Annotated in this window: 23 protein-coding genes and 1 pseudogene; 11 read left to right on the top strand and 13 right to left on the bottom strand. The window is 68.7% G+C overall.

Going from position 1 to position 26,080, the window contains the following annotated elements:
• Positions 1-76: 76 nt before the first annotated feature.
• On the bottom strand, positions 77-229 hold the full coding sequence (locus tag JJ691_RS10725; protein ID WP_211768630.1) for a hypothetical protein: 153 nt from the start codon (positions 227-229) through the stop codon (positions 77-79).
• Between the two features lie 276 nt (positions 230-505).
• Here JJ691_RS10725 and JJ691_RS10720 point away from each other — a divergent pair, with 276 nt between their 5' ends.
• From JJ691_RS10720 to JJ691_RS10710, 3 genes are all read left to right on the top strand, one after another.
• Positions 506-739, top strand: coding sequence for a DUF397 domain-containing protein (locus JJ691_RS10720; protein WP_211768629.1), 234 nt, complete (start codon positions 506-508; stop codon positions 737-739).
• A gap of 145 nt (positions 740-884) precedes the next feature.
• Positions 885-1,742, top strand: a complete 858-nt coding sequence (locus JJ691_RS10715; RefSeq protein ID WP_211768628.1) for a helix-turn-helix domain-containing protein — start codon at positions 885-887, stop codon at positions 1,740-1,742.
• Between the two features lie 43 nt (positions 1,743-1,785).
• Entirely contained in the window at positions 1,786-2,649 is an 864-nt protein-coding gene (locus JJ691_RS10710) for an SAM-dependent methyltransferase (protein WP_211768627.1), read from the top strand.
• Positions 2,650-2,871: 222 nt separating this feature from the next.
• Here JJ691_RS10710 and JJ691_RS10705 read toward each other — a convergent pair whose 3' ends face one another.
• Entirely contained in the window at positions 2,872-3,129 is a 258-nt protein-coding gene (locus JJ691_RS10705; RefSeq protein ID WP_211768626.1) for a hypothetical protein, read from the bottom strand.
• A gap of 289 nt (positions 3,130-3,418) precedes the next feature.
• On the opposite strand from JJ691_RS10705, the gene JJ691_RS10700 reads away from it, so the two are divergent.
• Both JJ691_RS10700 and JJ691_RS10695 read left to right on the top strand, forming a co-directional pair.
• Positions 3,419-6,613 carry an Ig-like domain-containing protein gene (locus JJ691_RS10700; protein WP_211768625.1) on the top strand — a complete coding sequence of 1,065 codons (3,195 nt, stop codon included), beginning with the start codon at positions 3,419-3,421 and terminating at the stop codon, positions 6,611-6,613.
• A gap of 55 nt (positions 6,614-6,668) precedes the next feature.
• Complete coding sequence (locus JJ691_RS10695; protein WP_211768624.1) at positions 6,669-7,037, top strand: DUF5313 family protein; 369 nt, start codon at positions 6,669-6,671, stop codon at positions 7,035-7,037.
• A gap of 87 nt (positions 7,038-7,124) precedes the next feature.
• Here JJ691_RS10695 and JJ691_RS10690 read toward each other — a convergent pair whose 3' ends face one another.
• A complete protein-coding gene (locus JJ691_RS10690; protein WP_211768623.1) occupies positions 7,125-8,276 on the bottom strand; it encodes an ROK family transcriptional regulator in 1,152 nt (383 codons plus the stop codon).
• A gap of 445 nt (positions 8,277-8,721) precedes the next feature.
• On the opposite strand from JJ691_RS10690, the gene JJ691_RS10685 reads away from it, so the two are divergent.
• Positions 8,722-11,283, top strand: a complete 2,562-nt coding sequence (locus tag JJ691_RS10685) for a carbohydrate-binding protein (protein ID WP_211768622.1) — start codon at positions 8,722-8,724, stop codon at positions 11,281-11,283.
• Here JJ691_RS10685 and JJ691_RS10680 read toward each other — a convergent pair.
• From JJ691_RS10680 to JJ691_RS10670, 3 genes are read right to left on the bottom strand one after another with little or no spacing between them, the layout of a single operon-like run.
• Complete coding sequence (locus tag JJ691_RS10680) at positions 11,260-11,514, bottom strand: hypothetical protein (protein ID WP_211768621.1); 255 nt, start codon at positions 11,512-11,514, stop codon at positions 11,260-11,262. The two genes, JJ691_RS10685 and JJ691_RS10680, sit on opposite strands and share 24 nt — an antisense overlap.
• On the bottom strand, positions 11,508-12,434 hold the full coding sequence (locus JJ691_RS10675; RefSeq protein WP_211768620.1) for an NmrA family NAD(P)-binding protein: 927 nt from the start codon (positions 12,432-12,434) through the stop codon (positions 11,508-11,510). Before JJ691_RS10675 ends, JJ691_RS10680 begins: the two co-directional genes overlap by 7 nt.
• Positions 12,431-13,255, bottom strand: a complete 825-nt coding sequence (locus tag JJ691_RS10670) for a polysaccharide deacetylase family protein (RefSeq protein WP_249227822.1) — start codon at positions 13,253-13,255, stop codon at positions 12,431-12,433. The genes JJ691_RS10675 and JJ691_RS10670 overlap by 4 nt, the downstream gene beginning before the upstream one ends.
• An 89-nt stretch (positions 13,256-13,344) precedes the next feature.
• Between JJ691_RS10670 and JJ691_RS10665 the strand changes: the two genes are divergently transcribed.
• On the top strand, positions 13,345-13,689 hold the full coding sequence (locus JJ691_RS10665) for a winged helix-turn-helix transcriptional regulator (protein WP_211768619.1): 345 nt from the start codon (positions 13,345-13,347) through the stop codon (positions 13,687-13,689).
• A 143-nt stretch (positions 13,690-13,832) separates the two neighbouring features.
• On the opposite strand, the gene JJ691_RS10660 is transcribed toward JJ691_RS10665, so the two are convergent.
• Positions 13,833-14,813 carry a glycoside hydrolase family 5 protein gene (locus JJ691_RS10660; protein ID WP_211768618.1) on the bottom strand — a complete coding sequence of 327 codons (981 nt, stop codon included), beginning with the start codon at positions 14,811-14,813 and terminating at the stop codon, positions 13,833-13,835.
• A gap of 381 nt (positions 14,814-15,194) precedes the next feature.
• On the opposite strand from JJ691_RS10660, the gene JJ691_RS10655 reads away from it, so the two are divergent.
• Entirely contained in the window at positions 15,195-15,872 is a 678-nt protein-coding gene (locus JJ691_RS10655) for a cysteine hydrolase family protein (RefSeq protein WP_249227821.1), read from the top strand.
• A 41-nt stretch (positions 15,873-15,913) separates the two neighbouring features.
• Here the strand turns inward: JJ691_RS10655 and JJ691_RS10650 are convergent, their stop codons facing one another.
• Positions 15,914-16,900 carry a sigma-70 family RNA polymerase sigma factor gene (locus JJ691_RS10650; RefSeq protein WP_211768616.1) on the bottom strand — a complete coding sequence of 329 codons (987 nt, stop codon included), beginning with the start codon at positions 16,898-16,900 and terminating at the stop codon, positions 15,914-15,916.
• Between the two features lie 133 nt (positions 16,901-17,033).
• Here JJ691_RS10650 and JJ691_RS10645 point away from each other — a divergent pair, with 133 nt between their 5' ends.
• The 3 genes from JJ691_RS10645 to JJ691_RS10635 are packed head-to-tail and all read left to right on the top strand — an operon-like array spanning position 17,034 to position 19,355.
• Entirely contained in the window at positions 17,034-17,756 is a 723-nt protein-coding gene (locus JJ691_RS10645; protein ID WP_211768615.1) for an SDR family NAD(P)-dependent oxidoreductase, read from the top strand.
• Between the two features lie 15 nt (positions 17,757-17,771).
• Positions 17,772-18,563: an SDR family NAD(P)-dependent oxidoreductase gene (locus JJ691_RS10640; RefSeq protein ID WP_249227820.1), complete on the top strand. Its 792-nt coding sequence runs from the start codon at positions 17,772-17,774 to the stop codon at positions 18,561-18,563.
• A 30-nt stretch (positions 18,564-18,593) separates the two neighbouring features.
• Positions 18,594-19,355: an isocitrate lyase/PEP mutase family protein gene (locus JJ691_RS10635; RefSeq protein ID WP_211768613.1), complete on the top strand. Its 762-nt coding sequence runs from the start codon at positions 18,594-18,596 to the stop codon at positions 19,353-19,355.
• A gap of 276 nt (positions 19,356-19,631) precedes the next feature.
• Here the strand turns inward: JJ691_RS10635 and JJ691_RS10630 are convergent.
• The 5 genes and pseudogenes from JJ691_RS10630 to JJ691_RS10610 all read right to left on the bottom strand — a co-directional run.
• Positions 19,632-20,489 (bottom strand): annotated as a pseudogene (locus tag JJ691_RS10630) (glycosyl hydrolase family 18 protein); the annotation flags it as partial.
• 606 nt (positions 20,490-21,095) lie between these two features.
• Positions 21,096-21,302, bottom strand: coding sequence for an ATP-binding protein (locus JJ691_RS53230; RefSeq protein WP_331474460.1), 207 nt, complete (start codon positions 21,300-21,302; stop codon positions 21,096-21,098).
• Positions 21,303-21,499: 197 nt separating this feature from the next.
• Positions 21,500-22,312, bottom strand: a complete 813-nt coding sequence (locus JJ691_RS10620) for a ZIP family metal transporter (RefSeq protein WP_211768611.1) — start codon at positions 22,310-22,312, stop codon at positions 21,500-21,502.
• Between the two features lie 1,044 nt (positions 22,313-23,356).
• On the bottom strand, positions 23,357-23,980 hold the full coding sequence (locus JJ691_RS10615) for an EF-hand domain-containing protein (RefSeq protein WP_249227819.1): 624 nt from the start codon (positions 23,978-23,980) through the stop codon (positions 23,357-23,359).
• Positions 23,981-24,088: 108 nt separating this feature from the next.
• Positions 24,089-26,050 (bottom strand): potassium transporter Kup, encoded by a 1,962-nt coding sequence (locus JJ691_RS10610; RefSeq protein WP_211768610.1) that lies wholly within the window; start codon positions 26,048-26,050, stop codon positions 24,089-24,091.
• Positions 26,051-26,080: the final 30 nt, after the last annotated feature.

Raw genomic sequence — 26,080 nt, 5'->3', positions numbered from 1 at the left:
GCCGGCCGCAGGGTCAGCAGCGGCCGAGGCGATCAGCGCCGCCGAGGCCGGCGACACCGCTGAGAACATTCCCGTGTCAGGCCAGGCTGCCCAGCACGCACTGCTCACACGGCATGCCGGTCAAGCTGAGTAACCACTGCATGTCGCCGGCCCGCACCGGCTCCCCGCAGCGAGCGATCGCCACGGTGTCGTGCAGAACCTCGGCGGTCAGCAGGAACACGTGCACCACGCGAAGCGACTCCCGCGTCCTCCCCGGCTTGAGCCGTCCGAGAACTACTACCGGGTCGGAATAATCACGCACCGGAGGGAGGGAGTCGAGCACGGCCCCTCTCGGCTTGGTCGCTCTGGACGCCACGGTCAGGTCAGCAACTCCGTAGGTCTCGGCACTGGTCACGACCTGTCCGACTACTGGCATCACACGCGCCACCTCCCAGCTTGCTTCGAGATTAATCCTGCCGCATGATTAATCGCGTCGTCAAGACACTGTTGATCTAGGGGGTGCGAGGTGGACAGCTACGACCCGACCGCGATCGGCGACGCGTTCCCCAGCGACGCGTGGGAGACAGCGGCGTTCTGCGGTCCCAACGGCGGAAACTGTGTCGAGGTGAACCTCGGCGCGCACGGACTGGTCGGACTCAGGGACAGCAAGTTGTCGGCCGGCCCGGTGCTCGTCTTCGACGACGAGGAGTGGGGCGCGTTCGTGGCCGCGGCCAAGTGCGGGCAGTTCGACCGGGCATAGCCCGCGTCGACGCCGTCGATTATTCCTCGCGGTCGGCCCGGCCACGCGGCGTGACCAGGACATGGCCACCAGCGCTGCCGCGGTGAGTGCATGTGGTCTAGAGTGATCCACTCGTTGGCCCCAGCAGGTGAAGAGCGGAGACCCGGTGTCCAGCACGGTGACGTCGCGGCGTAGGCAACTCGGCAACGAGATCCGCCGGGCCAGGCTGGCTGCCGGGATGACCCAGCAGGAGGTCGCCGAGCTGCTCGGGTGCGGACAAGGGAAGATCAACAAGATCGAGACCGGCGCCGTCTCGGTCAAGCAGTCCGACCTCAAGCTGATGCTGGACGCCTTCGGGGCCAGCAGGACCGAGGTCGACATGATGACCGACCTCGCCCGCGCCAGCGTCCAGCGCGGCCAGTGGTCGGGATACCGCTCCGCGGTGCCCCACTGGTTCCGCACCTTCACCGATCTTGAACCCGCCGCCTCGGAGATACTCAGCTGGCACGGCGAACGCATTCCGGGTCCGCTGCAGTCCGAGCACTACATGCTCAAGCAGTTCGGCGAGGCCAGGGCGACCGACGTCACCTCACTGGTGCGCAACCGGTTGGAGCGCAAGCAGGTCTTCGACCTCAAGCGTCCCCCGTACTACCGCTTCATTCTCGGTGAGGCCGCGTTTCGCCGGATGCCGGGCGGCCCGAACCCGTCGGTCGCGCTCGACCAGGTCCAGCACCTGATCGAACTCGAGAAGACCTATCCGAGGACCTTCATCCACGTCCTCCCGTTCGACACCAGGCTCGCCTACGTGCCCAACGACTTCACGATCATGAGATTCTCCGACACCACCAAGGACTTCGTCTTCGTCGAGCACGCGGCGGGCGGGATCTACATCGACGACGAGGGCGACTTCGAGCTGTTCGTCGACAACTGGGACCGGCTGCGGGGCGTGGCGCTGGAACGGGCCGAGACCGGGGAGTTCCTGGAGAAGCTCGCCCAGGACTTCCGGGCACAGATGCAGGTGTGAGCATGTGCATGCACGATCGAGCCGCGGCGGGAAGGACCAGAACGTGACCGACTCCGAGCAGGATCCGTTTCCGCCTCAGGGGGTCGACCTCGACCACCCCAGCGTCGCCCGGGTGTACGACTGGTACCTCGGGGGAAACGCGAACTGGGCGATCGACCGCGAGTTCGGCGAGCGGGTGCTGACCACCTTCCCGCTGCTGCGGCCGATCGCGATAGCCAACCGGCTGTTTCTGCACCGCGTGGTGCGGCACCTGGTCCGCCAGGGGGTCAGGCAGTTCGTGGACATCGGCTCCGGGGTGCCGACCATGGGCAACACCCACCAGGTGGCCGACGAGGTGGCGCCGGACTCGCGGGTGGTCTACATCGACCACGAGCCGGTCGCCGTCGCCCATTCCCAGGTGTTGCTGGAGCAGAACGGCGACCCGGCCCGGCACGCCTCGATCAACGCCGACCTGCGCAACCCGGACCGGCTGTGGCAGCGGGTCATCGAGACCGGCGTGATCGACCTCGACGAGCCGATCGCGCTGCTGGTGATCGCGGTGCTGCACGTCCAGCAACCCGACGGCGACGGCGTCGACGTGGGCCAACGCGCGATCGCGCGGTACCGCGAGTTGCTGCCGTCCGGGTCCTACCTGGCCATCTCCCACATCACCGACGACGGTGTGCCTGAGGATGTGGCCGGCAAGCTGGTCGAGCTCAAGCGCATGTACGACACGTCCAGCAGCCCGGTGATCTGGCGTTCGCGCGACCAGATCCGGGAGCTGTTCGGGGGTTTCGAGCTGGTGTCACCGGGCATGGGCTGGACGTCGTCCTGGCACCCCGAGGAGACCGGCCCGACCTCCCCGGTGATCGAGTTCGACCGGCCGAACGAGGCCGTGATCTGGGCCGGTGTGGGCCGCAAACCCTGACGCCCGGGCGGCCGCTCTCATCCCGTTCCGAGCTCCCGGCCGTGGCCTGCGCGAACATGGTTCGGTCCGCGCAGGCCCGATGGCGCTCAAGTGCTCATGGGCGGCCGACAGAGGTGCCGCGGTCATGCCTGCCCGACCCGCGAAACACCTGCTCGCATAGGCGGCGGCACGCCTGTGGGACATCTCCAGCAATGCGCTGGACCGACAGGATTCCGCTCCCGTTCAGCGCGCCACGGTGCCGCCCGCTCGGTCCACGGCGTCCAGCGCGCAGCCGTCGAGGTTGCCGATCGCGGCCATCATGAACGCGGTCGCCAGCTCACCGGCCGCGAGGGGATCGGGATTGCTGGACCGCCGTACCCGGCGTGCGGCGCCGCCGACCAGACCGACCATCATCTCGGCCAGCAGCTCGACCGACGGCCTCGGCGTGGACGTGACCACCTGGCTCGGGCAGCGCTTCGGCGGCCAGCCCAGGCTGGGCAACTGCCTGTCCTGACGGGTTTTCGAATGTCGCCGCGGCGGCACGGGAGCGCGTTCCCGTGCCGCCGCACCAGCTTCGCACACCGGCCACAATCTGCCGAGTCGTTGCGGGGAGGGATTCACGGGAGGTAGGGTCCAGACCCGAATAGCTCCGATGTCTATCGCCGCCGAGTGCGTGTGGGCCAAGCCCGACCACGCGCCGAACATCGAGAGGTTCGCAATGTCACGTCTCCGCAGCGCGGCCGTCCTCGCCGCCGCAGCGTTAGTCATCGGATGTGTCACTACCCCTGCAGTGGCGGCCGCACCTACCCGGGCGACGCTGTACGCGGCGCCGAACGGCGTCGGCGCGGCGTGCACACAGGCCGCGCCCTGCGGGTTGGACGCCGCACAGCGGACGGCGCGTCGAGCCGCGGCGGCGCACGCCGATGTGTCGGTGCTGCTGGCCGACGGCGTCTATCGCCGCACCAGCACCTGGCGGTTCGGCGCGGACGACTCCGGCTCGGCCGGCCATCCCGTGACCTGGACCGCGGCGCCGGGCGCGCACCCGGTGATCTCCGGCGGGTTCCGGGTCAGCGGCTGGACCCGAATGGCCGGCAGCGACGTGTGGTCCGCCCCGGTCCCGGCCGGCACGCGCACCCGGCAGGTGTATCTCAACGGCATGGACACGCCGGTCGCGCAGGCGACGCAGGCCGCACTCGGCATCTCACTGTCCACATGGGACGCAGCCGGATTCCACGCCAGCGGCGCCACCGCGACGTGGCTGCTGAACCTGGCCAAGGGGCTGAATCCAACCCAACTGCACGAGCTGGAGTTCGCCTGGACGCCGATGAGACCGACCGACTGGGCGGCGTCGGAGTGCCCGGTGGACAGCATCGCCGCGGGCGCGAGCGCCGGGACCGCCACGGTCACCATGGCCCAGCCGTGCTGGAACAACCTGACCAACAAGTCGGCCACCGTCTACGGCGGCAACAGCAGCAACGTCACGCCGTACAACCTGGCCGCCAACACCGGCCCCACCACCATCGACAACGCCCGCGCGCTACTGCATCCGGGCCAGTGGTTCCTGGACAACGCCACCAACACCCTGTACTACCAGCCGACACCCGGCCAGCAGATGTCCACAGTGGATGTCGAGGTGCCCAGGGTTGAGTCCCTGGTCGACGTGTCGGGCACGCTGAACCAGCCGGTGCACGACATCACGTTCAGCGGCATCCGGTTCACCACCGCGACCTGGAACGCCCCGTCCACCCCCACCGGCTTCGCCCAGGTGCAGGCCGGCCTGATGGTCACCCAGCCGAACAAGGTGACCAACGGCGTGATCGCGCCGGCCACCCAGGGCGAATGCGGCTACGCCACCCCGACGGCCGGCTCCTGCCCCTGGGGCGCGTTCAGCCAGCCGCTGGCGAACGTGCAGCTGACCGCGGCTCGCGGCGTCAGCTTCCTGTCCGACCGGTTCGACGACCTCGGCGGCAACGGCCTGGCGATGCGCTACGGCAGCGACCACAACCTGGTACGCGGCAGCGTGTTCACCGAGATCGGGGCCAGCGCGGTCTGGCTGGGCTGCGCCGGCGATCCCACCCCGGGCACCACCGACGACCCGGCCTCCGGGGTGATCGCGGACTGCTCGGCCGATCCGACCGCGTCCGCGCACGACCCGATCGGCGACGGCGAGATCATGACCGGCAACACGGTCGACAACAACGTGCTCTACCACGACGCCATCGACTATCTCGGCACGACCGGCATCACGCTGATGTTCACCCGGCACACCACCATCGCGCACAACGACGTGTTCGCCATGCCCTACGACGGCCTGACCTCGGGCGCCTGGCAGGGGCATGTGGACAATGTGGACAGCGCGCCGACGCACAGCGACCAGACCTCGCAGAACATCAACTCCGACAACACCATCAGCGACAACCACTTCCACGACAACATGCAGGTGTTCACCGGCGACGGCGGCGAGATCTACACCGAGGGCCACCAGGGCGCGACCGTGCTGAACGGCGACGGCTCGGTCGACGCGACCGCGTCCTTCGCACACGGGCTGGCGATCACCGGCAACGTGTTCGACACCAACACGCCCAACTCCGCCTACGCCACCGCCCCCGACGTGGGCTCGCAGTGGATCGACGAGACCGGCAACGTGGAGTGGCGCAACGCCTATTCGTTCTCCTGCCACTGGCCGGTGGACTCGGCCTCCCGGTTGGCGTACACCCACAACTGGGCCGCCGACGGCGACGACTCCGTCTGTGCCACCGACAACAGCAACACCACCATTCCCCACAACCCCGGGCCGGCCGACGTGCCGCACGATGTGCTCGCCAATGCCGGCCCGACGGCGGCATACCAGAGCGTCGAGGCGGCAGTGCCCGCGCGGCTCGACTACTCCGGCAGCTCGCCGGCCAACGGCAGCACTCCGGCGCAGGTTCTGGTGGTCGGGGCCGGCTTCACCCGATCCACGCCGTTGACCATCGGTGGCGTCCCGGCGCACGACATCACCTTCCTCAACGGTGGCTTCCTCATCGCCACCGTGCCGCCCGGCGCCGCGTCCACGGTGGTCACCCTCGGACCGCCGGCGCCCACGGTGACCAGCCCGACACCCGGCTCCGTGCTGCCGCAGTCGCCGACCACCATCGCCGGCACCGCCCAGACCGGCAACGCCGTCGCCGTGGCCGAGTCCGGGCAATCGGTGTGCACCGCACGGGTGGCCGCGAACAACACCTGGAGCTGCCGCCCCGGCGTTCCGCTCGGCGACGGCGCGCACACCCTGTCGGTGACCCAGACCGACGCCGCCGGCTACACCTCCGCACCAACCAGGGATTCGTTCTACGTCGGCGCCCAGACGGTCGCAACCGTGGCCAAGATCGGCTTCACCGGCTCCTTCGGCGCCGACAACGCCTACTCCCCCGGCCCCGGCGAGACCGTGACCGGCTCGATCGACCGTCGCGCCGGCGCCGAAACCGTCCAGTCCGGACAGGGCGTCGCGCTCACCGGCGGCAACCAGGCGATCGGGTTCCGGCCGGCCACCGACTGGGGCGGCACGGCGCTGAGCCAGAACTTCCTCGCCAAGGTCACGTTCACCCCGCAGGCCACGCAAGCCCAGCTCGGCACGATCTTCGGCGTGGGTGGAAACCTCAGCGTCCGCTACCGCGACGGCCAGCTGCAGTACGGATTCTCGGCCGACACCACCGGCGGCGGTGATCACTTCCTGACCGCGCCGGCACCCGCTGCCGGGCAGCAACACGAGCTCGACGTGGCCTGGGACGCCACCACCGACACCATGCACGTCGTCCTGGACGGCACCGCGCTGCCGGCCGTGTCCGGCGAGGCCGCGCCACCGATCCAGGTCCTCAACGACATGGTCGCCATCGGCAACGACGTGCACCCGTCGGCCCAGAACCGCGGCTTCGTCGGCACCGTCGCCGCCTTCCGGATCGGCGCCTACGACGGCCCGTACTCACCCGGACTACTCGGCCAACTCTGACCTTCTCGTCAGGTCCGACGGGCGTTTTCCGGCCCGAAGTGGGTATCCGAACCGTGTGGTGACGCACAGGCCGAACCCGCTGCGGTGGTTGCACTACGTCTACGGTGGCCGACTGCCGGAGCGCTACCGGGAATGGGTGCTGTACGACGCGACGTGTCGGACCTGGCTGCTGCGGTACGCCGTGAAGGTGGCTGTCGAGGCACTGCCGTTGCTGGTCGCCGCCTATCTGGTGCTGACGGTGCTGACCCCGGCACCGGCTTCGATGGTGCTGCCGGCGTTGGCGGTGGGGCTGCTCATGAGCCTGTACTTCGTGCTGACCAGCGCGGAGGAGCTGACCGAAGCCCGCCTGACGAAGCACGGATACTCGCCCGGAACCGGCCGCGTGGTGCGGCGCCGCCGCATCGAGGCGTCCCGGCGGCGATGACCCGCCATGTCCGGTGACGCCGTCGGACCGACCGAACCGGCCCAGGCGCTTTGGCGGATTGCTTCTGCCCAGCTTGCGTGCGCCGGGCTAGGGCCGGGCGACGTGACGGTTGGTGCTGTGCAGGACCAGGGCGATCGCGCCGAGAGCTTCGGCTCGATCACCCGCCTTGCCCAGCAGGACCGCGGCCTGCGCGTGCACGAAGGGCAGCGAGTCGCGCTCAAGCGCGGCACGCAGTGGCCCGAGCATGATCTCGCCGGCGGCCGCGAGTTCGCCGCCGATGATGACACGGTCGGGATTCAACAGGTTGCACAGCACGGCGGCCGCGGCCCCGACCCGGTGACCGGCGTCCGCGAGCGCTCGCGCGGACCTGCGGTCGCCATCGGTGGCGAGCCTGATCATCCGGGCGGCAGTCAGGTTCGGACCGTACTGGCCCTGCAGTTGGCCCAGCAGCGCCGGCACACCGACGAAGGTCTCCAGGCATCCCCGGTTGCCACAGCGGCAGATCTCCCCCGCGGGATCGACCGTGACGTGGCCGAACTCCGCTGCCGTGCCGCCCGCGCCCCGATAGAGCCGGCCGTCGATGACGATGCCCGCGCCGACGCCGGTGCCCAGCTTGAGGTACGCGCAGACCTTCGCGCCCTGGCCGGCGCCCCAGACGAATTCCGCGAGCGCGCCGAGGTTGGCGACGTTGTCGACCATCACCGGCAGGTCGAGCAGCGTGGCAAGGTCATCGGCAGGGCGAAGCCCGACCCAACTCGGTGCGATGCTGGAGGAGCCGATCGTGCCAGTATGCGCGTCGACCGGGCCAGGCAGCCCGGCACCGACACCGATCACCTTCGCACGGTCGACGTCCGTGTCGGCCAACAGACACTCCGTGAGCTCGGCGGCGGTGGCCATCGCCTGCCGGGCGTCGTGGTCGCGCGCCAGTGGCTCGTGCGCCTCGGCGAGCACCGTGTGCGCCAGGTCCGCGATCACCACCCGCACATGCGTGTGCCCGAAGTCGATGCCGACGGCGGCGCCGGCCGACGGGTTGAGGGTGAGCAGCGCCCCGGGGCGACCTGGCTGCGGCAGCCAGGTCGACGTCGCCGGACTGGTCTCGACGACGAGCCCGCCCCGCTGCAGCGCGCCAACCGCAGTGGACACTGTCGCCCGCGAGACTCCGAGCAGCCGCACGAGGTCCGCACGGGTCAGAGCGCCGCGCTTGCGTAGCAGTTCGACGATCCGTTCATGCGTGGGCACGGGAGGAGGTGAGACATCGAAAGGCCCAGGCATGACGGAACGTGTACACCTGCCCGGACTGGATGACAAGCTTTGAACAAATCACACCAGCAATCACCCCCGACGTCCGGATCACCTGACAAAACGTACCGGACCATCGGAATATAACGGAAGGGTTTGTTCAGTTCGTTGACATAACTTCGATTGCTGTCTGACGATCTGTGGCACTCACAGGGCGTTGCCCCCGGGTGTGGAAGGCAGGCGATGACGCCGTGGCTGAGAAGTCCTCACGACGCACGGCCGAACCGGCCGGCCACGACCCCGCCCACGTCACACCGCACTAGCGCGACCAGACCGGCGCCTCCACTCCGCGGGCACAGCGGGGGATCTCGCCGAGCGCCTAGGGAAAACCTTGCTCCGGAGCACCACGTCACCGCCACGACCGGCAGTCCGACAAGGAGTCTCCATGAAAACGCGATCACCGCGCTCCCGCCGCCTGAGGACCGCCGCCGGCGCTCTCGCGGTCATGCTGCCGCTGGGCATGACCCTAGCCGCGGAACCAGCCGACGCCACCACGCTCGCGACGACCGGAACCACGGTGGCCGTGCACGCCGACGGCTCCTACACCATCGACACTGCCGGCCCGAATTACCACTTCGCCGGTTCGGTCGGCACGCAGGTGAGCAACGTTCGACAGTCGGCCGGAACCGACAGCGTCGGCGCCTACCGCGAGGTCGACTTCGGCTACACGGCAGGAGGCGTCGGGCGTGGCAGCGGCATCCGGGCCTACGACAACGTGCCGGCGGTGCTGTTCACCACGACATACCGACAGGCCGGGGCCAACGCCGATCCGTTCCCGGCGCTGTCGGCCAAACCCGCCCTGCCGCACAACGAGACCTTCGCCAACAACTGCTTCGCGCCGCAGCAGTTCGATGCCGCCGGCGACCCCGGCTTCAGCCCCTACCTGGCCTTCGACGCGACCGGCGCCGGCTATCTGCTCTCCGCCGCGTCGGACTTCTCCACCGCTGTCACGAAATACGACGCCAGCGGCTCTCTCACCAGCGGCATCTCCGTGGGCGTGAGCACCCTGCCGGCCGGATTCACACACCGCACGATACTGGCCTTCGGCACCGGCATCAGCAACGTCTACCACACCTGGGGCCGGGCACTGACCGGCTTGTCCGGCAAGCACCTGGCGGCCTCGGACGCCACCAACACGTTGGCGAAACTCGGCTACTGGACCGACAACGGCTCCACCTACTACTACAAGCCCGACCAGAACCTCGGCTACCAGGGCACGCTGCGCGCGGTCCGCGCCGACTGGCAGGCCAAGGGCGCGCCCATGGGCAACCTCCAGCTGGACAGCTGGTTCTACCCCAAGGGGCCCAACGCCGACTGGGCCGACAACGCCGACGGCGAGTACCGGTACGAGGCGGACTCGACACTGTTCCCGAACGGGCTAGGAGCCTTCCAGCAGAGCGTCGGCGTGCCGCTGATCACCCACGCCCGGTGGATCGATCCGGCCAGCCCGTACCACCAGCAGTACCAGATGTCCGGCAACGTGATCACCGATCCGGCGTTCTGGCAGGACCGGATGAGCTACCTCAAGTCGTCCGGTGTCGACATGTACGAACAGGACTGGCTGTGCACCCACGCGCAACCCGCCTTCAACCTCACTGATCGGGACGCGTTCCTCGGCGGCATGGCCTCGGCCGCGGCGGCCAACGGCCTGGACATCCAGTACTGCATGCCGCTGCCCAAGGACATTCTGCAGAGCACCCTCTACAACGCCGTCACCAACAGCCGAGTGTCCGACGACCGGTTCGACCGGTCCAAGTGGGACCACTTCCTCTACACCTCGCAGCTGGCCGGTGCGGTCGGGGTGTGGCCATGGGCCGACGTCGCCATGAGCACCGAGACGCAGAACCTGCTGCTGCAGAACCTGTCCGCCGGGCCGGTCGGCGTCGGCGACGCCGTCGGCGACGAGAACGTCGACAATCTCCACAAGGTCGCCGAAGCGGACGGCACGATCGTCAAGCCGGACACCCCGATCGTCCCGGACAGCGCCACCTACGTCCGGGACGCCTCGGGCGAGGGCAACGCGATGGTCGCCACCACCGGCAGCCGGCACGGCACGATGTCCGCCGGCTACGTGTTCGCCTACCAGCGGCCGAACTTCACCCCGAAGCCGGACCACATCTACCAGGCCGAGGATGCCACCCTGGCCGGCCCGATCGTGGCCAGCGACAACCTCGGGCACACCGGCACCGGATACGCCGACTACCAGCACGACTCCGGCGACTACGTGCAATGGAACGTCACCGTTCCCACGACCGGCACCTACACCCTGCTGTTCCGGTACGCCAACGGCGGGACGACCACCAGGCCGCTCGCGGTGTCCCTGGACGGCACCGGCTCCGCGACGCCTGCGTTCGCCACAACCGGCGGCTGGAGCGACTGGTCCGTGCAGCCGGTCGTGATCACGCTGTCCGCCGGCCAGCACACCGTGCGGGCCACCGCCACCGGCAGCAGCGGTCCGAACATCGACTACCTCGGGGTGAGCGCCGGCACCGTCACCCCGAGCGCGACCACCGACACCGCATTCCGACCCGCCGACCTCGGTGTCACCGGTCAGGCCTACGTCTACGACTACTTCGCCGGCACCGGCAAGGTGGTCGACGGCAGCTCCGCACACACCATCACAGTGGACAGCAACGGGGCGTACTACCAGGTGGTGCCGGTGGGCCGGTCAGGGATCGCCTTCCTCGGCGATGCCGGGAAGTTCGTGTCACTGGGCCAGCAGCGGATCCGCTCGCTGAGCGACGACGGCGCCGTGCACGCCACCGTCGCGTTCGCCACCGGTGACAGCCCCGTCATCCTGCACGGCTACTCCCCCACGCCGGTGTCGGCGACCGCCGTCGGCGGCGGCGCCGACAACGTCAGCTATGACGCTGGCAGCCACCTGTTCTCGGTGCGGATCACCCGTGGCGGCGGCAGCACCACGTCAGTGACACTCACTCGGCGCTGAGCGGACTCGGGCCCGGCCACGCCAGGTCGGCGTGGCCGAGCTCAGGAAATCGATCCAGGGCATGCTCAGATCGAGCAGCACCAGTGACGGGCGTTGACGGCCTTGGCCACGCAGCCGCGCCAGTACCATGTCGCTGTCGTCTTTGAAGCAGGTCAGCGCTACGGCCAGGGTGAGGCGGGCGTAGTAGATGTTCGCCGCCAGCAGTGCCGGCACCAGACTGTGGATCAGCACCGCCAGCCGGTGTGGCGCAGCCAGTCCTCGAAGGTCATCACGTCGGGATGCAGGCGGCGCAGCAGGGTGATGTCCCGGTCCTGGGCGTAGACGTCCCGCTCGGCGAAGAACCGGAACATCGCCGCGTAGTCATGGCCGAAGTCGGGAACCGCGGCGCGCAAGTCGTCGTGCGACATCGGGACGTAGGTACTGGGAGTCCCCGTGACCTGGGCGAAGGTGGCCGCGATCTCGTCACCGGTGAGGCTGTCGCCGATCACCGCGAGGTCGCGGGCGCCCCAGGACTGCCAGTTGTCGAACATGTGGCCGGCGAACCAGGCGATGTCGGCCAGGGCGACGAGCGGGTAACGGGCGGCACCGAGAGGAAGCCTGAAGACCAGGCCGCCCCGACCGTCCGGCGCAGGGGTGAGCCGGTCCCGCAGGTTCTCGAAGTACGGCGCCGTGGTCAGTACCGAGACGTGCTCGGTGTACCAGCCGTCTGTCTCCTTGCGGAGCATCTCCTCCGACCGCATCAGGTTGATGTGGGCGGCGACGGCGGCCTTGCTGTCGAAGTGTGGGACGGGGTGGCCGGTCAGGGACACCGCGCTGTCCAACGAGGACCAGATGAACCGCTCCACGCCGGCCCGCCGCGCGGCGGCCAGCAGGTCCAGTCCTTGCCGATACTCCCCCACGGCGCTGCCCGCCGCGAAGAAGTCGGTGTTGGCGAACACTCGGTCGGCCGGCTCGACCAGGGCGTCGAGGGCAGTCGGATCGAAGCGGACCAGTCGCACCCGACCGGGCGCGGTAGCGGCGAGTTCAGTGGCGTGGTCGGAGTCAGGATGGCGGGTGGGGACGGTGACGGTGGCGTCTGCGGTGGCGAGCAGGTGTCGGACCATGTGGCGGCCCATGGCCCCGGTGCCGCCGACGACGAGGATGTGTGTCATGGCCTTTCTCCTTGGTGTGTAAGGACGTGTCCGGCCATCTGACCGTGGGTTGCGATCCAGACGTCGTCGGACGCACGGATGAGGTCGAGGATCTGGCCGACCATGCCCGCCAGGAGCGGCCGGCCGCCGACGTGGGCGTGGACCGTGAGGTGGAAGACGCTCGGGCCGGGAGCGGCGAGTAGTTGATCCAGCAGCGCACGGTGCAGGTCACGGTAGGCGTACGGGCCGGCCGCGGCGTCACGGACATCGGAATGGTCGCTGTGCATGACAGAGACCAGGGGCCCGTGTGCGGTGGGCAGGATCTGGGGAAGGTCATGGTCGCCGTGATCGCCGGTCCAGCGGTAGCCAGCCTCGGTGAGCAGGTTGGAGGTGTGCTTCGAGCCCGTCGCCCGTGGGCTCATCCAGCCGGTCGGCCGGACGCCGGTGACACGATGGAGAATGTCGGTACAGCGGCGGATGTTGTCCCGCTCGGCGTTCAGGTCGAGTAGTGCTGGTACGACGTCCTGGGTCCAGGAGTGCGCGGCGATCTCGTGTCCCGCGTTGTGGATGGCCACCACCGTGTCGGGATGTCGTTGGGCGACCAGGCCGTTGACGCCGACGGTGGCGGGCAGGTCGCCCAGGACGTCGAGCAGCCGCCAGATGCCGGTGGTGACGCCGTAGTCCACCCAGGAGGTGCTGTGCGTGTCATCGACACCGGCCAGCGGCCACGCCGCCGCCATCGGCGCGTAGGCGGGCCAGTGCCCCGGCGACCACAGCTCCAACGCGACCGTGACCACCGCGGCGACCTTCCGCCCGCCCGGCCAGCCGATCTCCGTGTTCATGTGGTTTCGCTGTTCAGTGGCTTCACGCCGTCGACGCTAATCAGGCGCCAGGTACCGCGAGGTTCCTGGCGGCGGGCTACCGTCGGGGTGTGCGCGAGTACTCCGGCAGCGTTTTCCTGGCCGACTGTCCGGCCCGGTTGGCGATCGAGATCATCGCCGACAAGTGGGCTGTGGTCACGGTGTTCGCGTTGAGCCGGCAGCCGTGCCGGCACGGCGAATTGGTCGCCCTGATCGGGGGGATCTCGCGGAAGGTGTTGACCCAGACGCTGCGCCGGTTGCAGGGTTACGGTCTGGTCGTCCGCCACGCCAAGGCCGGGAAGGTCGAGTACAGGCTGACGGATCTGGGTCGGACGTTGGTGAAGCCGATCGCCGTGCTGACCGAGTGGGCCCACGAGCACGGCGGGGCAGTGGTGGAATTCCAGGAGTCCACATAGAACAGACGACCCGGGAGGACGCCGCTCCAGCAGTGACGCGGCAACAGTGACGACGGAATTCCTTGCAGAAACCGCCACGCACGCTTGGCGCCGGTAGCGCGGCGATCTCTGCCAGGCCGGGAAAACCATCCGGGGCGGCAGGACTACAGGCCCCAGCCCCAGCGCAGCTGAGCCACGCCGGAAGCATTGTTCACCGCCAGGCCGCTGCCGCTCTGCCGCGTGATCGAATAGGTGTCCCCGGAGCGCAGGCCGGGCCAGTAGACGACGCCGATCTGCCGGGACCTCGCCAGGTCGGTGGTGGCGGCGAAGTAGGCGGTGAAGTTGTTGCCGTCCTGGTGCCCGGCCGAGTAGTCCAGTCCCGTCGTCATCGGGGCGCCGGCCTCGTCGATGATGGTGCGGGACGAGTACGAGCCGAGCCGGTTGCTGAGGTTGGTCGTCCACGCCGCGCGAGTTGTGTCCGAGGCCCAGTAGCCGTAGAAGTGCAGCGACAGCAACGTGCCGTTCAACGCGCTCGCCGCGCCGACGCCGGTCACGTTGTCGTTGTAGCCGGTGCCGCTGATCACGACCCGGCCGCGGGGGATGGTCGAGTGCCGGGACAGCCAGGTCGAGCAGAACGAGACCCAGGCGTTCAGGCTGTAGCCGAACGGCTCGTTCATCGGTTCGAAGTAGACGTTGCCGTTGCCGCCGTAGTCGGCGGTGACCTGGTCCCACATGGTGTTCCATGCGGCCGTGTCGTCGACCAGGCCGTCCTTGTTCGCTTCCCAGTACCCGAAAATGACCTTCATGCCGTGGGCCAGCGCCGAGTCGGCGGCGCCCTTGTACCGGGACCACCAGTCCGAGTTGACGCTCTGCGGGTTGATCGGCAGCCGCACAGTGTTCGCGCCCAACTGCTGCTGAAAGCCGGCGATGATGCCGTCCGCCTTGGTGCGGACGGTGTTGTAGCTGTCCCCGGCGGTGAGCCCGGTCGGGATGACCCACCCGTCCACGTAGTTGTCACGACTGTCCGCCCAGTTGACGCCGCGGAAGGTGTTGGTGGCGGCGGAGGCGGCGGGCGGGACCGTGAGCAGTGGCACGGCGAGAACGGTGGCGATGACGGCGCGTAGCAGGGCGCGGGAGCGCTTCATCCGAACTCCGATGTCCGAGAGTGCTGCCGATGTTTACGTCAACATGCGTTGCGAGAATGCGCCCGCCCCGTGACAGTGTCAAGCCCCAGAGCCGTGCGACCTCGACCGGGACACCGGCCGAGGTCGACCTTCCAGACCGCAGTCCAGCGACGACGCGCCGATGACTTCGATCGATTCGACGCCAGGTTCACACGGAACAGCTGGATTCGCTGCTGGGTCAGCGCCCGCCTCAGTCAACCTGACCTCGCTCGTCAGGTACGCACGGGCGAAAAGACCATCCCGTCAGCGGCTTCTCACGCTGCGGCATCCTGGCAACCTCGTGATCAGCTGGCAGATTCCGCAGACACGGGAAGGACCGCGATGACCGGAACAGCCCTACTCATGATCGACATGCAGAACGGCTACCTCGCCAACGACGGGGTGCGAGACGCACTCGGCTGGCCACCGATCTGGCAACTGGACAGAGTCATCACCACGTGCGCCGACCTCCTCGCCCACGCGCGCTCGCACGGGATCCCGGTGCTGTACTCGCGCGTGGTCGCCAGCCAGGCAGGAGCGCTGGGAACGAACCCCCGGTCCGCCCGCCATCTGCGGAGCCGCGCCAGCCGGATGCCTGAGGTGTCCGACGAGCACAAGCAGTGGAAAAGCCGGATCATCGATACGGTGGCGCCACAGCCAGGAGACCTGGTGCTCGACAAGACCCGACCCAGCTTCTTCACGTACACCGAACTGGAACCGCTGCTCAGGAATCTCGCCATCACCCGGCTCATCGTCGCAGGCCTGCAGACCAACGTCTGTGTCGAAGCGACGGTGCGCTCGGCGTTGGAGCGAAACTTCGAAGTGGCCGTGCCAGAAGACGCGGTATCCACCGACGGACCCGCACTGCACTTCGGCGCGCTCAACTCAATGCGGGTGCTCTACACCGAAGTCGCTCCCTGGCGCGAACTGGTCGCACCAGACGCACCCTGGGATCGGGCCTTCCGGACCCCCGACTACGGACGCGACCCGCGGTACTGGACCGAGACCGCGTCAGACGAACTCCACCACGAGCAAGCATAGGATGTCCGTCCCCCGTCACCAACGTCACGGCCTCGTACAAGCTAGTCGAGCGTTCGGGGCAGGCCGAAGTACGGCGCGACCGCCGTCTCGAACCGGGTGAACTCGCAGATCCTGTCGCCGGCGAGGCCGACCACGATGACGCCGGCGAGGTGCAGGCCACCGGTGACGTGATCGCGCATGTACTCGCCCCACGCCGGCTGGCCGTTCGCCCGGACCGGCACCATCCGGTCGATCCGCCCCAGCAGGGCGCTGATCGCGCTGAAGAAGCGGTGCCCGTCGGCGCTCCCGCGGTATTCGAATGGAAGCGGCGGCATCCGCACCCAGATGTCGTCGGTCATGAGCGCGATGAGCGTGTCGACGTCGAGTTCGGTGAAGGCCGTGACGAAGCGGTCGAGCAGCGCACGTTCCTCCGGCCCGCCGAGTGGGGGTGGTGGCGGGTTGAGGGAGCGAGTCGCGTTCATCGTCGCGCGGGCGCGTTTGAGGGCGCTGGTGACCGCGTCCTCGGTGAGCCCAAGCACCTCGGCGGTTTCGCTGGCGCGGTACCCGAGCACGTCGCGCAGCAGGAGCACGGCGCGCTGGTTCGGTGGCAGCAGTTGGACGGCGGTGACGAACGCGAGCGAGATCGCCTCGCGGGACTCGTACCGGGCTTCGGGCCCGGGTGCCTGATCGGAGAGCTCGTCGAGCAGCACGTCGGGATACGGCTGCAGCCAGAGCACCTCACCCAGGCGGCTCGGCTCCGGCAGTGGCGCCGACGCCGGCGCGGTCACCGGCTGCCGGCTGGCCGAGCGCAGCAGGTTGAGGCACCGGTTGGTGGCGATGCGGTAGAGCCAGGTGCGCAGGGACGAGCGTCCCTCGAAGCCGTCGAGGCCGAGCCATGCCGCCAGCAGCGTCTCCTGCAGCGCGTCCTCGGCGTCCTGCAGCGAACCGAGCATGCGGTAGCAGTGCACGCGTAGTTCGCCGCGGTGCGGCTCGACCAGGGCACTGAACGCGTCCCGGTCGCCGGCGCACGCCCGCTGGAACAGTTCCATCTGCCACCTCCGTCTGAATCCTCTCTCGTACTGACACCGGCGGGCGGCAGAACTGGTCGCCGTCGACGCGCCCAGTTTCGGGCGGGCGCCGTGTCTGTCCCCTGTGAACGCATCCACTTCATCAGGAGACGGCATGACCATCACAGACACGACGGTCCTGGTGACCGGGGCCAACCGAGGCATCGGACAGGCACTGGTCGAGGAGGCCCTGCGGCGAGGCGCAAAGCGGGTGTACGCCGCGGCGCGCCGGCCCGTGGCCCATCCGGACGGGCGAGTCACGCCCGTGACACTGGACGTGACCAGCGAGGAGCAGGTGCAGGCCGCCGCACAGATCGTGGCATCGCTCGACGTCCTCATCAACAACGCCGGCATTGCCCTCCCCGACGACCTCAGCGATCCGTCCGCGCTCGAACAGCACCTCGCTGTCAACCTCTTCGGCACCTACCGCGTGACCCAGGCTTTCCTGCCGGCGTTGACCCGCTCGCAAGGAGCCATCGTCAACGTGCTGTCGCTCGCGTCGCTCGCCACGGTGCCGATCACTCCGGCGTACGCGGTCTCCAAGGCGGCCGCGTTCTCGCTGTCGCAGTCGCTGCGCGCCCTGTTGGCGCGGCAGGGCGTGACCGTGCATGCCGCCCTGCCCGGCCCCGTGGACACCGACATGATCCGCGACTGGGACATCCCGAAGACCTCTCCGGCCTCCGTCGCACGAGCCATCGTCGACGGGCTGGAGAACGGCGAGGACGACATCTTCCCCGACCCCATGTCGGCGGCGCTGGCGGAGAGCTGGCGCAACGGTGCCGTCAAGGCGCTCGAACGGCAGAACTCGGCACTGCTCGACGCCGTGCCGGTGAACTGACAACCAGGAGTGACAGTGCTGCTCGACAAGAAGAACGCGATCGTCTACGGCGCCGGCGGTGCCGTAGGAAGCGCGGTCGCTCAGGCCTTCGCCGCGGAGGGCGCACGGGTCTTCCTCGCCGGACGCACCAGCGCCACGCTGGAGGCGATCGCCGACAAGATCCGGGCCTCGGGTGGCGTCGCCGAGGTCGCCTTGGTGGACGCGCTGGATGAGAACGCCGTCGAAGCGCACGCCGACGCGGTGGTCAGGGCCGCCGGTGCCCTCGACATCTCGTTCAACGCGACTAGCCTGCCTCAGACCGGCATTCAGGGCACGAGGATGCTCGACCTCTCGCCCGACGCATTCGACCTGCCCATCACCACCTACTCCAGGGCCAACTTCCTGACCGCCAGGGCTGCCGCTCGGCGGATGACCGCGCAGGGATCGGGCGTGATCGTGACGCTCACGGCGAGTCCGTCACGGATGGCCGTCCCGCTCATGGGAGGCATGGCGCCGGCCTGGTCGGCGATCGAAGGTCTGTCCCGGGGGCTGGCCGCCGAACTCGGACCGTCTGGCGTCCGAGTGGTGTGCCTGAATGCGGCGGGGATGCCGGAAACGCCGCAGCTGTCCGAGGTGTACGGCTTGCACGCCAATGCCTACGGCATCACCCGCGACACGTTCACCAGCCGCATGGCCGACCTGACCCTGCGCAAGAAGTTGCCCACGGTCGCCGAGATCGCCAACGTGGCCGCCTTCGTCGCCTCGGACCGGTGCAGCGCGATGACCGGGGCAATCGCCAACCTCACCGGCGGCTTGATCGCCGACTGACGGTGCGCACTCACGACGTGAAGGACACTGATGACCGCTGACTTGAAGGCGTATGCCGTGCAGTTCCGGGAGCTGCATCACGCCGAGGAGATGCTCGTTCTGCCGAATGTGTGGGACGCGGCCAGCGCCAAGATCATGGCCGAGGCCGGGTTCCCCGCGGTCGCCACCAGCAGCGCCGCGATCGCGGCGATGCTCGGCTACCCGGACGGCGAGGGCGCGCCCTGGCCGGAGATGTTCGCCGCGGCCGGCCGGATCGCCCGTGTGGTGGCGGTCCCGGTCACCGTGGACGCCGAGGCCGGATACGGCCTGCCGCCGCGGGAGCTGGTGGACCGGTTGCTGGAGATCGGCGTGGTCGGCTGCAACCTGGAGGACACCGACCATCGTGCGGGCGGACTCGTCGACGCCGGTGCGCAGGCCGAGCGGCTGGCGGCCGTCCGAGCCGCCGCGGACGACGCCGGGGTGCCGATTGTTGTCAACGCGCGCGTCGACACCTTCCTGCCGGGGGCCGGGGTGGCCAAGGAGGAGCGGGTCGCGGAAGCGGTCCGTCGGGGCCGCCGCTACCTGGCGGCCGGAGCCGACTGTGTCTACCCGATCGGCGTCGGCGACGAGCGGGACATCGCCGCCATGGTCGCCGAAGTGCCCGGGCCGATCAACGCCAACACCACGCCAGACGTGCTTGACCTGGCCAAGCTCCGGGCGCTGGGCGTGGCGCGGGTCTCCTATGGCCCCCGGTTCCACCGCCAAGCGCTAGCCAACCTGAAGGTCGCGGTTCGTCAGGAACTGCGGGCCTGACAACGAGCCCGACCGGCGTTTGGTCCTCCGGCCAGCGCTCACGCCGCGCACCATTCGTCGTGGTGCGCGGCGTGAGCCGCTAGTAGCGCCGGGTTCACGGCAGGTATGACTGGTCGTCGAGCTCCACGCGGATGGGGGCGGCCTCGGGGGCGGTGAACTGCCAAGCATGGCCGGCCAGACCCGCGTCCGTGCAACCCTCGCAAGGGCCAAGCCCGGTGCGCGTGACCGGACGCGACTCGTGGTGGTGGCATGCCAGTCGCGTCCGGTCACCCCGCACTAGCCGGCCTTGACGGTGTTGGCGAAGTTGTAGCCGTTGGCCGCGTCCCAGTTGATCGACCAGTCCATCGCCCCGCCGATCCCGCCCCACGTCTGCGGCGGCGTGAACGAGCCGCAGTTGTTGCCCGTGGCCAGGCAGTCCAGCGCCTTGGTGACGTTGGCAGGGTCCTGGTAGCCGCTGCCAGCGCCGGACGACGAGGCCGGCAGCCCGAGCCCGACCTGGCTCGGGTTCAGCCCGCCCTGCAACTGGGTGCACGCCAGCGCCGTCAGGAAGTCCTCGGTGCCTTCAGCGTAGACGTTGCCGTCGCAGCCGTTCATGGTGCCGGAGTTGTAGTACTGGGTGTTGACGACGGTCAGGATGTCCTTGATGTTCAGCGCCAGCTGGAAGTAGCCGGAACTGGTGGACTGCATGTCAATGGTCTGCGGGGCCAGCGTCACCACGGAGGCGCCGGAGATCTGGTGCAGCGCCTGCGCCATGTACTGCGGGTTGATCCCGTTCTCCAGGTCGATGTCCACGCCGTCGAAGCCGTAGCTGGAGATCAGGGACGACACGCTGGTGGCGAAGTTGGTGGCGCTGGTGGAGTCGCTGACGCTGATGGCGCCGTTCTGCCCGCCGACCGAGATGATCACCTTCTGGCCGCGCGAGTGCAGGGTCGAGATGTCGTTGCGGAAGTCGCTGTCGCTGTAGCCGCCCAGCGCCGAGGACAGCCCCGAGTCGAGGCTGAAGGTGACCGCGCCGGGCGTGTTCGGGTCGGCGTTGGCGAACGCGACGGCCACGATGTTGTAGCTGGTCGGCACGTCGGACAGGCGTAACGCCGTGGCGCCGTTGGTGAAGTCCTGCCAGTAGCCGGTCAGCGTCTGCGCCGCCGCGTGTGGCTGGGCCGTCGCGACCGATGGGGCCGCGACAGCCAGTGCCAGCGTTGCTGAGAGCGCTCCCAACAGGGCAGGGATCCTGTTGTGTGTCATTCTCACCTCCATGTGGCCCCCTCACAAGATTGGACTAGACCACTTGGGTGATGTCAATCCCTACGAAAGTAGGACGGCTCGCCGAACAGGTCGCGGACCGTGCTCGTCGTCGCTCCGGGTCGATGTGCGGATATGGACGCGAGGGACAGTTGGCGTAACGACCCTTATCAGCCCACTACCCCACCACACTGCGCAGACCAGCACAAACGGTGCACGGCCGGGCTCGGCCTGCGCTCCGGACGGAGCTGGGACGCGGTCACGGAGCCATTACGGTCAAGCCGGAGAAGCCAAACCTGCCCGAGGGCTGTGGCCATGTCGCTCCCGGACATAGGTGAGGACTGCTCGACTCCTCACGACTGAGCGCAAGGCACACTCGCGGTGATCGGTTTGACCGTGGTGGTGAGACTGCTGTTCTCCCCCTGCCCACGACCGGCTTCTTGCAGTGCCGAACAAGGACGTCTGTGCTCGGCCGAGAACGACCGGTCCGGCCGCGGGATCTCAGTGCACTGTCCACTCGGGACGTCGGCGGTGACGTGGTCGAGCAGCCTGGCTGAGCCGACGTGCACCGAGACCTGGTCCACGTGGAAACCCCGGCCCGATGCCGCCGCCGGCGCGGGCGTCGGCACGGGTGAACCGGTCGAACGCCCGCGGCAGGAAATCGGGATCGAAGCCGGGCCCGTGGTCACTGACCTCGATCGCCGCCACGTGCTCGGTCACATCGGCGCAGACCTTGATGATGATCGGCGACGACGAGCACACGCTCGCCGTCACCAAGCCGATCTTCGACGGTCGCCGCGACTTCTACCGCCGCGCCACGCTGCTCGGCCGCGAACCCGCCTGACATCGACCCGCGTCTGGTGGCGTGATCCGGCCCTCGACCCGGATCACGCCACCCGCTCCAGTCACGCTCCAGCCGCAGTGACGATGGCGTCAGTCGCGAAGCCCAGCAGCAGGCCCACGAACACGCCCCAGGTGGTGATCTCCTTCAACGCCGCCTTGCGGGCGACCGCGAGCAGCTCGATCACGACGTAGAGGATCGAACCGGCAGCCAGCCCCAGAAACGCGATGGACAGGGTGTCGTTGACGAAGCTCTGGCCGACCAGCGTGCCGACGAAGGTGGGTCCGCCGCCGATCAGGCCGAGCAGCGCGAGGAAGCGCCAGGACGGCCGGCTGCCGGTGAGCGGGGCGACGATGCCGAAGCCCTCGGTGGCGTTGTGCAGGCCGAACCCGATGATCAGCAGCACCGCCAGCGCCAGCTGGCCCTGGGCGGCGGAGTTGCCGATGGCCAGACCCTCGGCGAAGTTGTGCAGCCCGATGCCGACGGCGATCATCAGCGCCAGTTCCCCGGAGGCGCTGCGCCACGTGCCGGCGGCGAGCTCGCTGACGGCGGCGGCGCCGGGACCGGGACGGGCCGCCCGGCGGGCCGACCAGCGGTCGAAGTAGACCAGCCCGAGCAGCCCGGCGCCGAGGCAGACCGCGAGCACGGCGCCGTTGCCCAGCGCGGACCCGATTTCCTGGTGGCCGAGTGCCTCGTCGATGGGCTCCCACGCGTGGGTGAGCACGTCCCAGAGCAGGAACGTCAGGATGCCGATCGCGACGGCGTTCAACCCGGCCCGCAGGCGCGGCATCGGCGCGCGCAGCCGGCCGATCGGCAGGCCGAGGTAGATGGTGAAGCCAGCGATGGCACCGAGCAGGGCGATCTGCGCGGATGACATGGATGTGACTCCCTGAGGTCGACGGTGTGCCCCCAAGCGGCGCACACCGTAACCCAGGCAAGCCTCACCTAACAACTACAGTAATGTAGATGTGACGTGATACCACTGAGGCGGCCGCACACCGGCTTCTCCGGTGGCGTGACGACGACATCGACACGGTCGGAGCACGCGGTCGTCACAATGCGCGATTCACACCAGCGTCGGTTCCGGACATGGGTCGATCTTCGTATACTCGGCGTTGCTGTCTTCAGCACATGTGAGGATCACTCGAATGTCTGACCGGGACCGCGGCAACCACCGCACGAGACGCTCGACCGTCATGTCGTGCACCGCCGGAATCAGCGGTCTCGCGCTGATGGTTGCCGGCGTCGTCGCCCCATACACGGCCGTCCCGCCAGGAGATGACTGGTGCTTCTCCTGTTCTGCGCCCACCGGCGGTCCACCAGCGCCCGGGACCTCGACGTCGCCGAGCCTGTCATCCTCAGCGCCGGTCGGGCTGGCGACCACAGGTGCGGTTCGGGCGCGACAGGACGTGGCCATTCCGACCATGCCCACAACAACGATCGCGGCAGACGATCCGCCACCGATTAATCCGGCGAGCAAACACGGTGAGCACGGCAACGGCGACGTCATCGCGCCCGGACGAGACGCGGATGACGACGGGCCGAGCTCACTGTCGACCGGGCGAGACCGAAACACGGCCACCCACCCTCGCCCGAAGCGGCAAGACGGCGACGCGCAGCACCGCGGTCAGCGATCCCAGCACAGGGTGACCGCTGACCGTGCACAGCACGCTGGAAAGTCCCGCACAGCCCTCATGGACCCGACGCCTGGATAGAAATGCTCACCGCGCCGCAGTACGGCTGCTGCGCAGCTGCCCCCGCACAGACAGGTGCGCCGCCGCGGAAACAGAAGCCGGATGATCACAAGATGTGATCATGGACCACGGCACCACCCCGTCAACCTCATCCCGTCACGCCACAAACACCAGGTCAGTCCCCATGACGTGGTTTCCGGCACCCACAAGGTCTCCGTCAGGCCCTTTCACCGAAGATAGATCGGCGTACCCATCCACCAGTTGCCCGGCGCATCGGGGTCGGCGCTGGACCAGTACTCGACGGTCGCCCGCGTGAATTCCTCGGTGGACAGGTGACCGTCGCCGTCGGTGTCCAGGTGAGCGAACGCGTCGTGGACCTCGGCGTCGCTCAGCCCCGGGAAATGGCCGGCGACAAAGTTCCGGAACTCGGCGATGTCGACCTCGCCGTCGTGATCGGTGTCGGCGATCGCCAGGAACGCCTCAGCCAGTGCGCCGACCGTCGCTTGGGCGGCGGCCGGGTCGGTGGCCAGCGTCAGGGTCGACCGCAGGAACTGCTCCTTGGAAATCTCCGTGCCGCCGCCCGGGATGTGCGGCAGATGCAGGTCCCGCCAGATCCGCAGGTACGCCGCGATGATCCCAGCCTCGGCCTCGGACCCGGGTTCATGGCCCAACGCCGCCGCGACCCGTTGCCCCATCAACACGTGATCGTGTTCGGTGAGCCGGCCGTCGCCGTCCACGTCGAGATGGTCAAACCCATAGTTGATCTTCGCGGTGAGGATGTCGGAGTCAGCCATGATCCCTGCGTAGTGCACCGCGCGGGCGGCCACCACCGCCGTGCCAGTGAACGTCACCCGCCAAGCTCGCTGTTGATCGGCCTACGGCGGCGCTGCGTCGTTGATGACGGGCAACTCCTGCCGGTTGCACGCCGGGCCTACACCGGCTCCTTCACCGCAGTTCGCTCACACCTCGATGTGCGAGCCCATGATGACCGTGCGGTCACGTGGCAGACCGAAGTATTCGGCCGCGTCGGCGGTGATGTAGGAGGTGGCGATGAACAGTCGCTTGCGCCAGGCGGCCATCGTCGGCGCCTGCCCACGCTGAAGTTCGATCTTGGACAGGAAGTAGGACGCCTCGTCGAGCTGCAGCTGCCCTTCGGTCGCGGCCGGGTCGAGCATCCTCAGCGCGCCGGGCACGTCCGGTGTTTCCATGTATCCGAAGCGGGCGGTGACGTGGGTGATCCCGTCATCGCCGTAGCCGAGGTCGTCGACCACGGTCCGCTCGGCAGCCGGGACGCGGGGAACGGGCTTGGTCTCGATCGCGATGATCACCACGTGCTCATGCCGAACGTGGTTGTGCTCGACGTTGGCCCGCATGGCCAGCGGCGCGGTCTGGGTGCCGCGGTTGAGGAAGACGGCCGTGCCGGGCACCCGTTGCGTCGACAGTCTCCGCTGGCGCAGGTTGTCGACGAACTCGCGCAGCGACCCCTCGCGCCGTTCGCGCTCCGCGGTGACGATCTCGCGGCCGCGCTGCCAGGTGGTCATGACAGTGAACGCGGTGAGGCCGATCAGCAGCGGCAGCCACGCGCCGTGAATCAGCTTGGTCAGGTTGGCCCCGACGAACAGCAGGTCCACCAGCAGCAACACGGCCGCACCGAGGCCGACCAGCCATCGGGGCGCACCCCACTTCCAGCGGGCGACGAAGAAGAACAGCAGTGTGGTGATGGTGATCGTGCCGGTCACCGCCATGCCGAAGGCGAAGGCCAACGCCTCGGAACTACGGAAGGCGAACACCAGGGTCAGCACCGACACCATCAACAACCAGTTGATCCACGGCACGTAGATCTGGCCCATCGTGGACGCTGAGGTGTAGGCGACCCGCAACCGGGGCAGGTAGCCCAGCTGCGCGGCCTGGGACGCGACCGAGTAGGCGCCGGTGATCACCGCCTGGGAGGCGATCACCGTGGCCGCCGTGGCCAGCAGGACCATCACCAGTCGCCCCCACTCGGGCACGAGCAGGAAGAACGGGCTGCTGACGTTGCCCGGATCCGCGAGAATCAGGGCGCCCTGGCCCAGGTAGCTCAGCACGCACGCGGGGAACACGAGGAACAGCCAGGCGCGGGTGATCGGCCGGCGGCCGAAGTGCCCCATGTCGGCGTACAGCGCCTCGGCGCCGGTGACCGCGAGCACGATCCCGGCCAGGGCGAAGAACGCGGTGCCGAAATGGCCGACCATGAACTCCAGCGCGTAGGTCGGCGACAACGCCTTGAGGATCTCCGGGTGGCCGACGATGCCGACCACGCCGAACGCGCCGATGGCCAGGAACCACGCGATCATCACCGGCCCGAACATCCGGCCCACCGCCGCGGTGCCCCGGCGCTGCACCAGGAACAGCCCCACGATGATCACCGCGGTGAGCGGCACGACCAGCGCGTCCAGCGACGGCTCCACGACCTTGAGTCCCTCGACCGCGGACAGCACCGAGATCGCGGGGGTGATCATGCTGTCGCCGAAGAACAGCGCGGCCCCGAAGATGCCCAGCGCCGCCAGCACAAGTGCGACCCGCCGCCCAGGCTGCGCGCTCCAGCGCCGCAGCAGCGTGATCAACGCCATGATTCCGCCCTCGCCGTCGTTGTCGGCGCGCATCGCCAGCAGCACATAGGTGACTGTGACGATGATCATCACCGACCAGAACACGAGCGACACCACGCCGAACACGCTGTCGGAAGTGATCGGGACGGGATGGGGGTCGCTGGGGTTGAAGACGGTCTGCAGGGTGTAGATCGGGCTGGTCCCGATATCGCCGAACACCACGCCGAGCGCTCCGATCACCAGCGCGGGCCGCACCGCGCCCTGTGCGCCCGGACCGTGTTCCGCCGGCGAGCCTGACGCGGATTCAGCGTTTGTCGTGCCCTGACTGGTCACCGTGACCCTCCTTCACAAAGGCGCTGGAGG

The sequence above is a fragment of the Kutzneria sp. CA-103260 genome, from assembly GCF_018263855.1.
Lineage (GTDB): Bacteria > Actinomycetota > Actinomycetes > Mycobacteriales > Pseudonocardiaceae > Kutzneria.
This window is presented reverse-complemented; position numbering and strand designations above follow the sequence as displayed.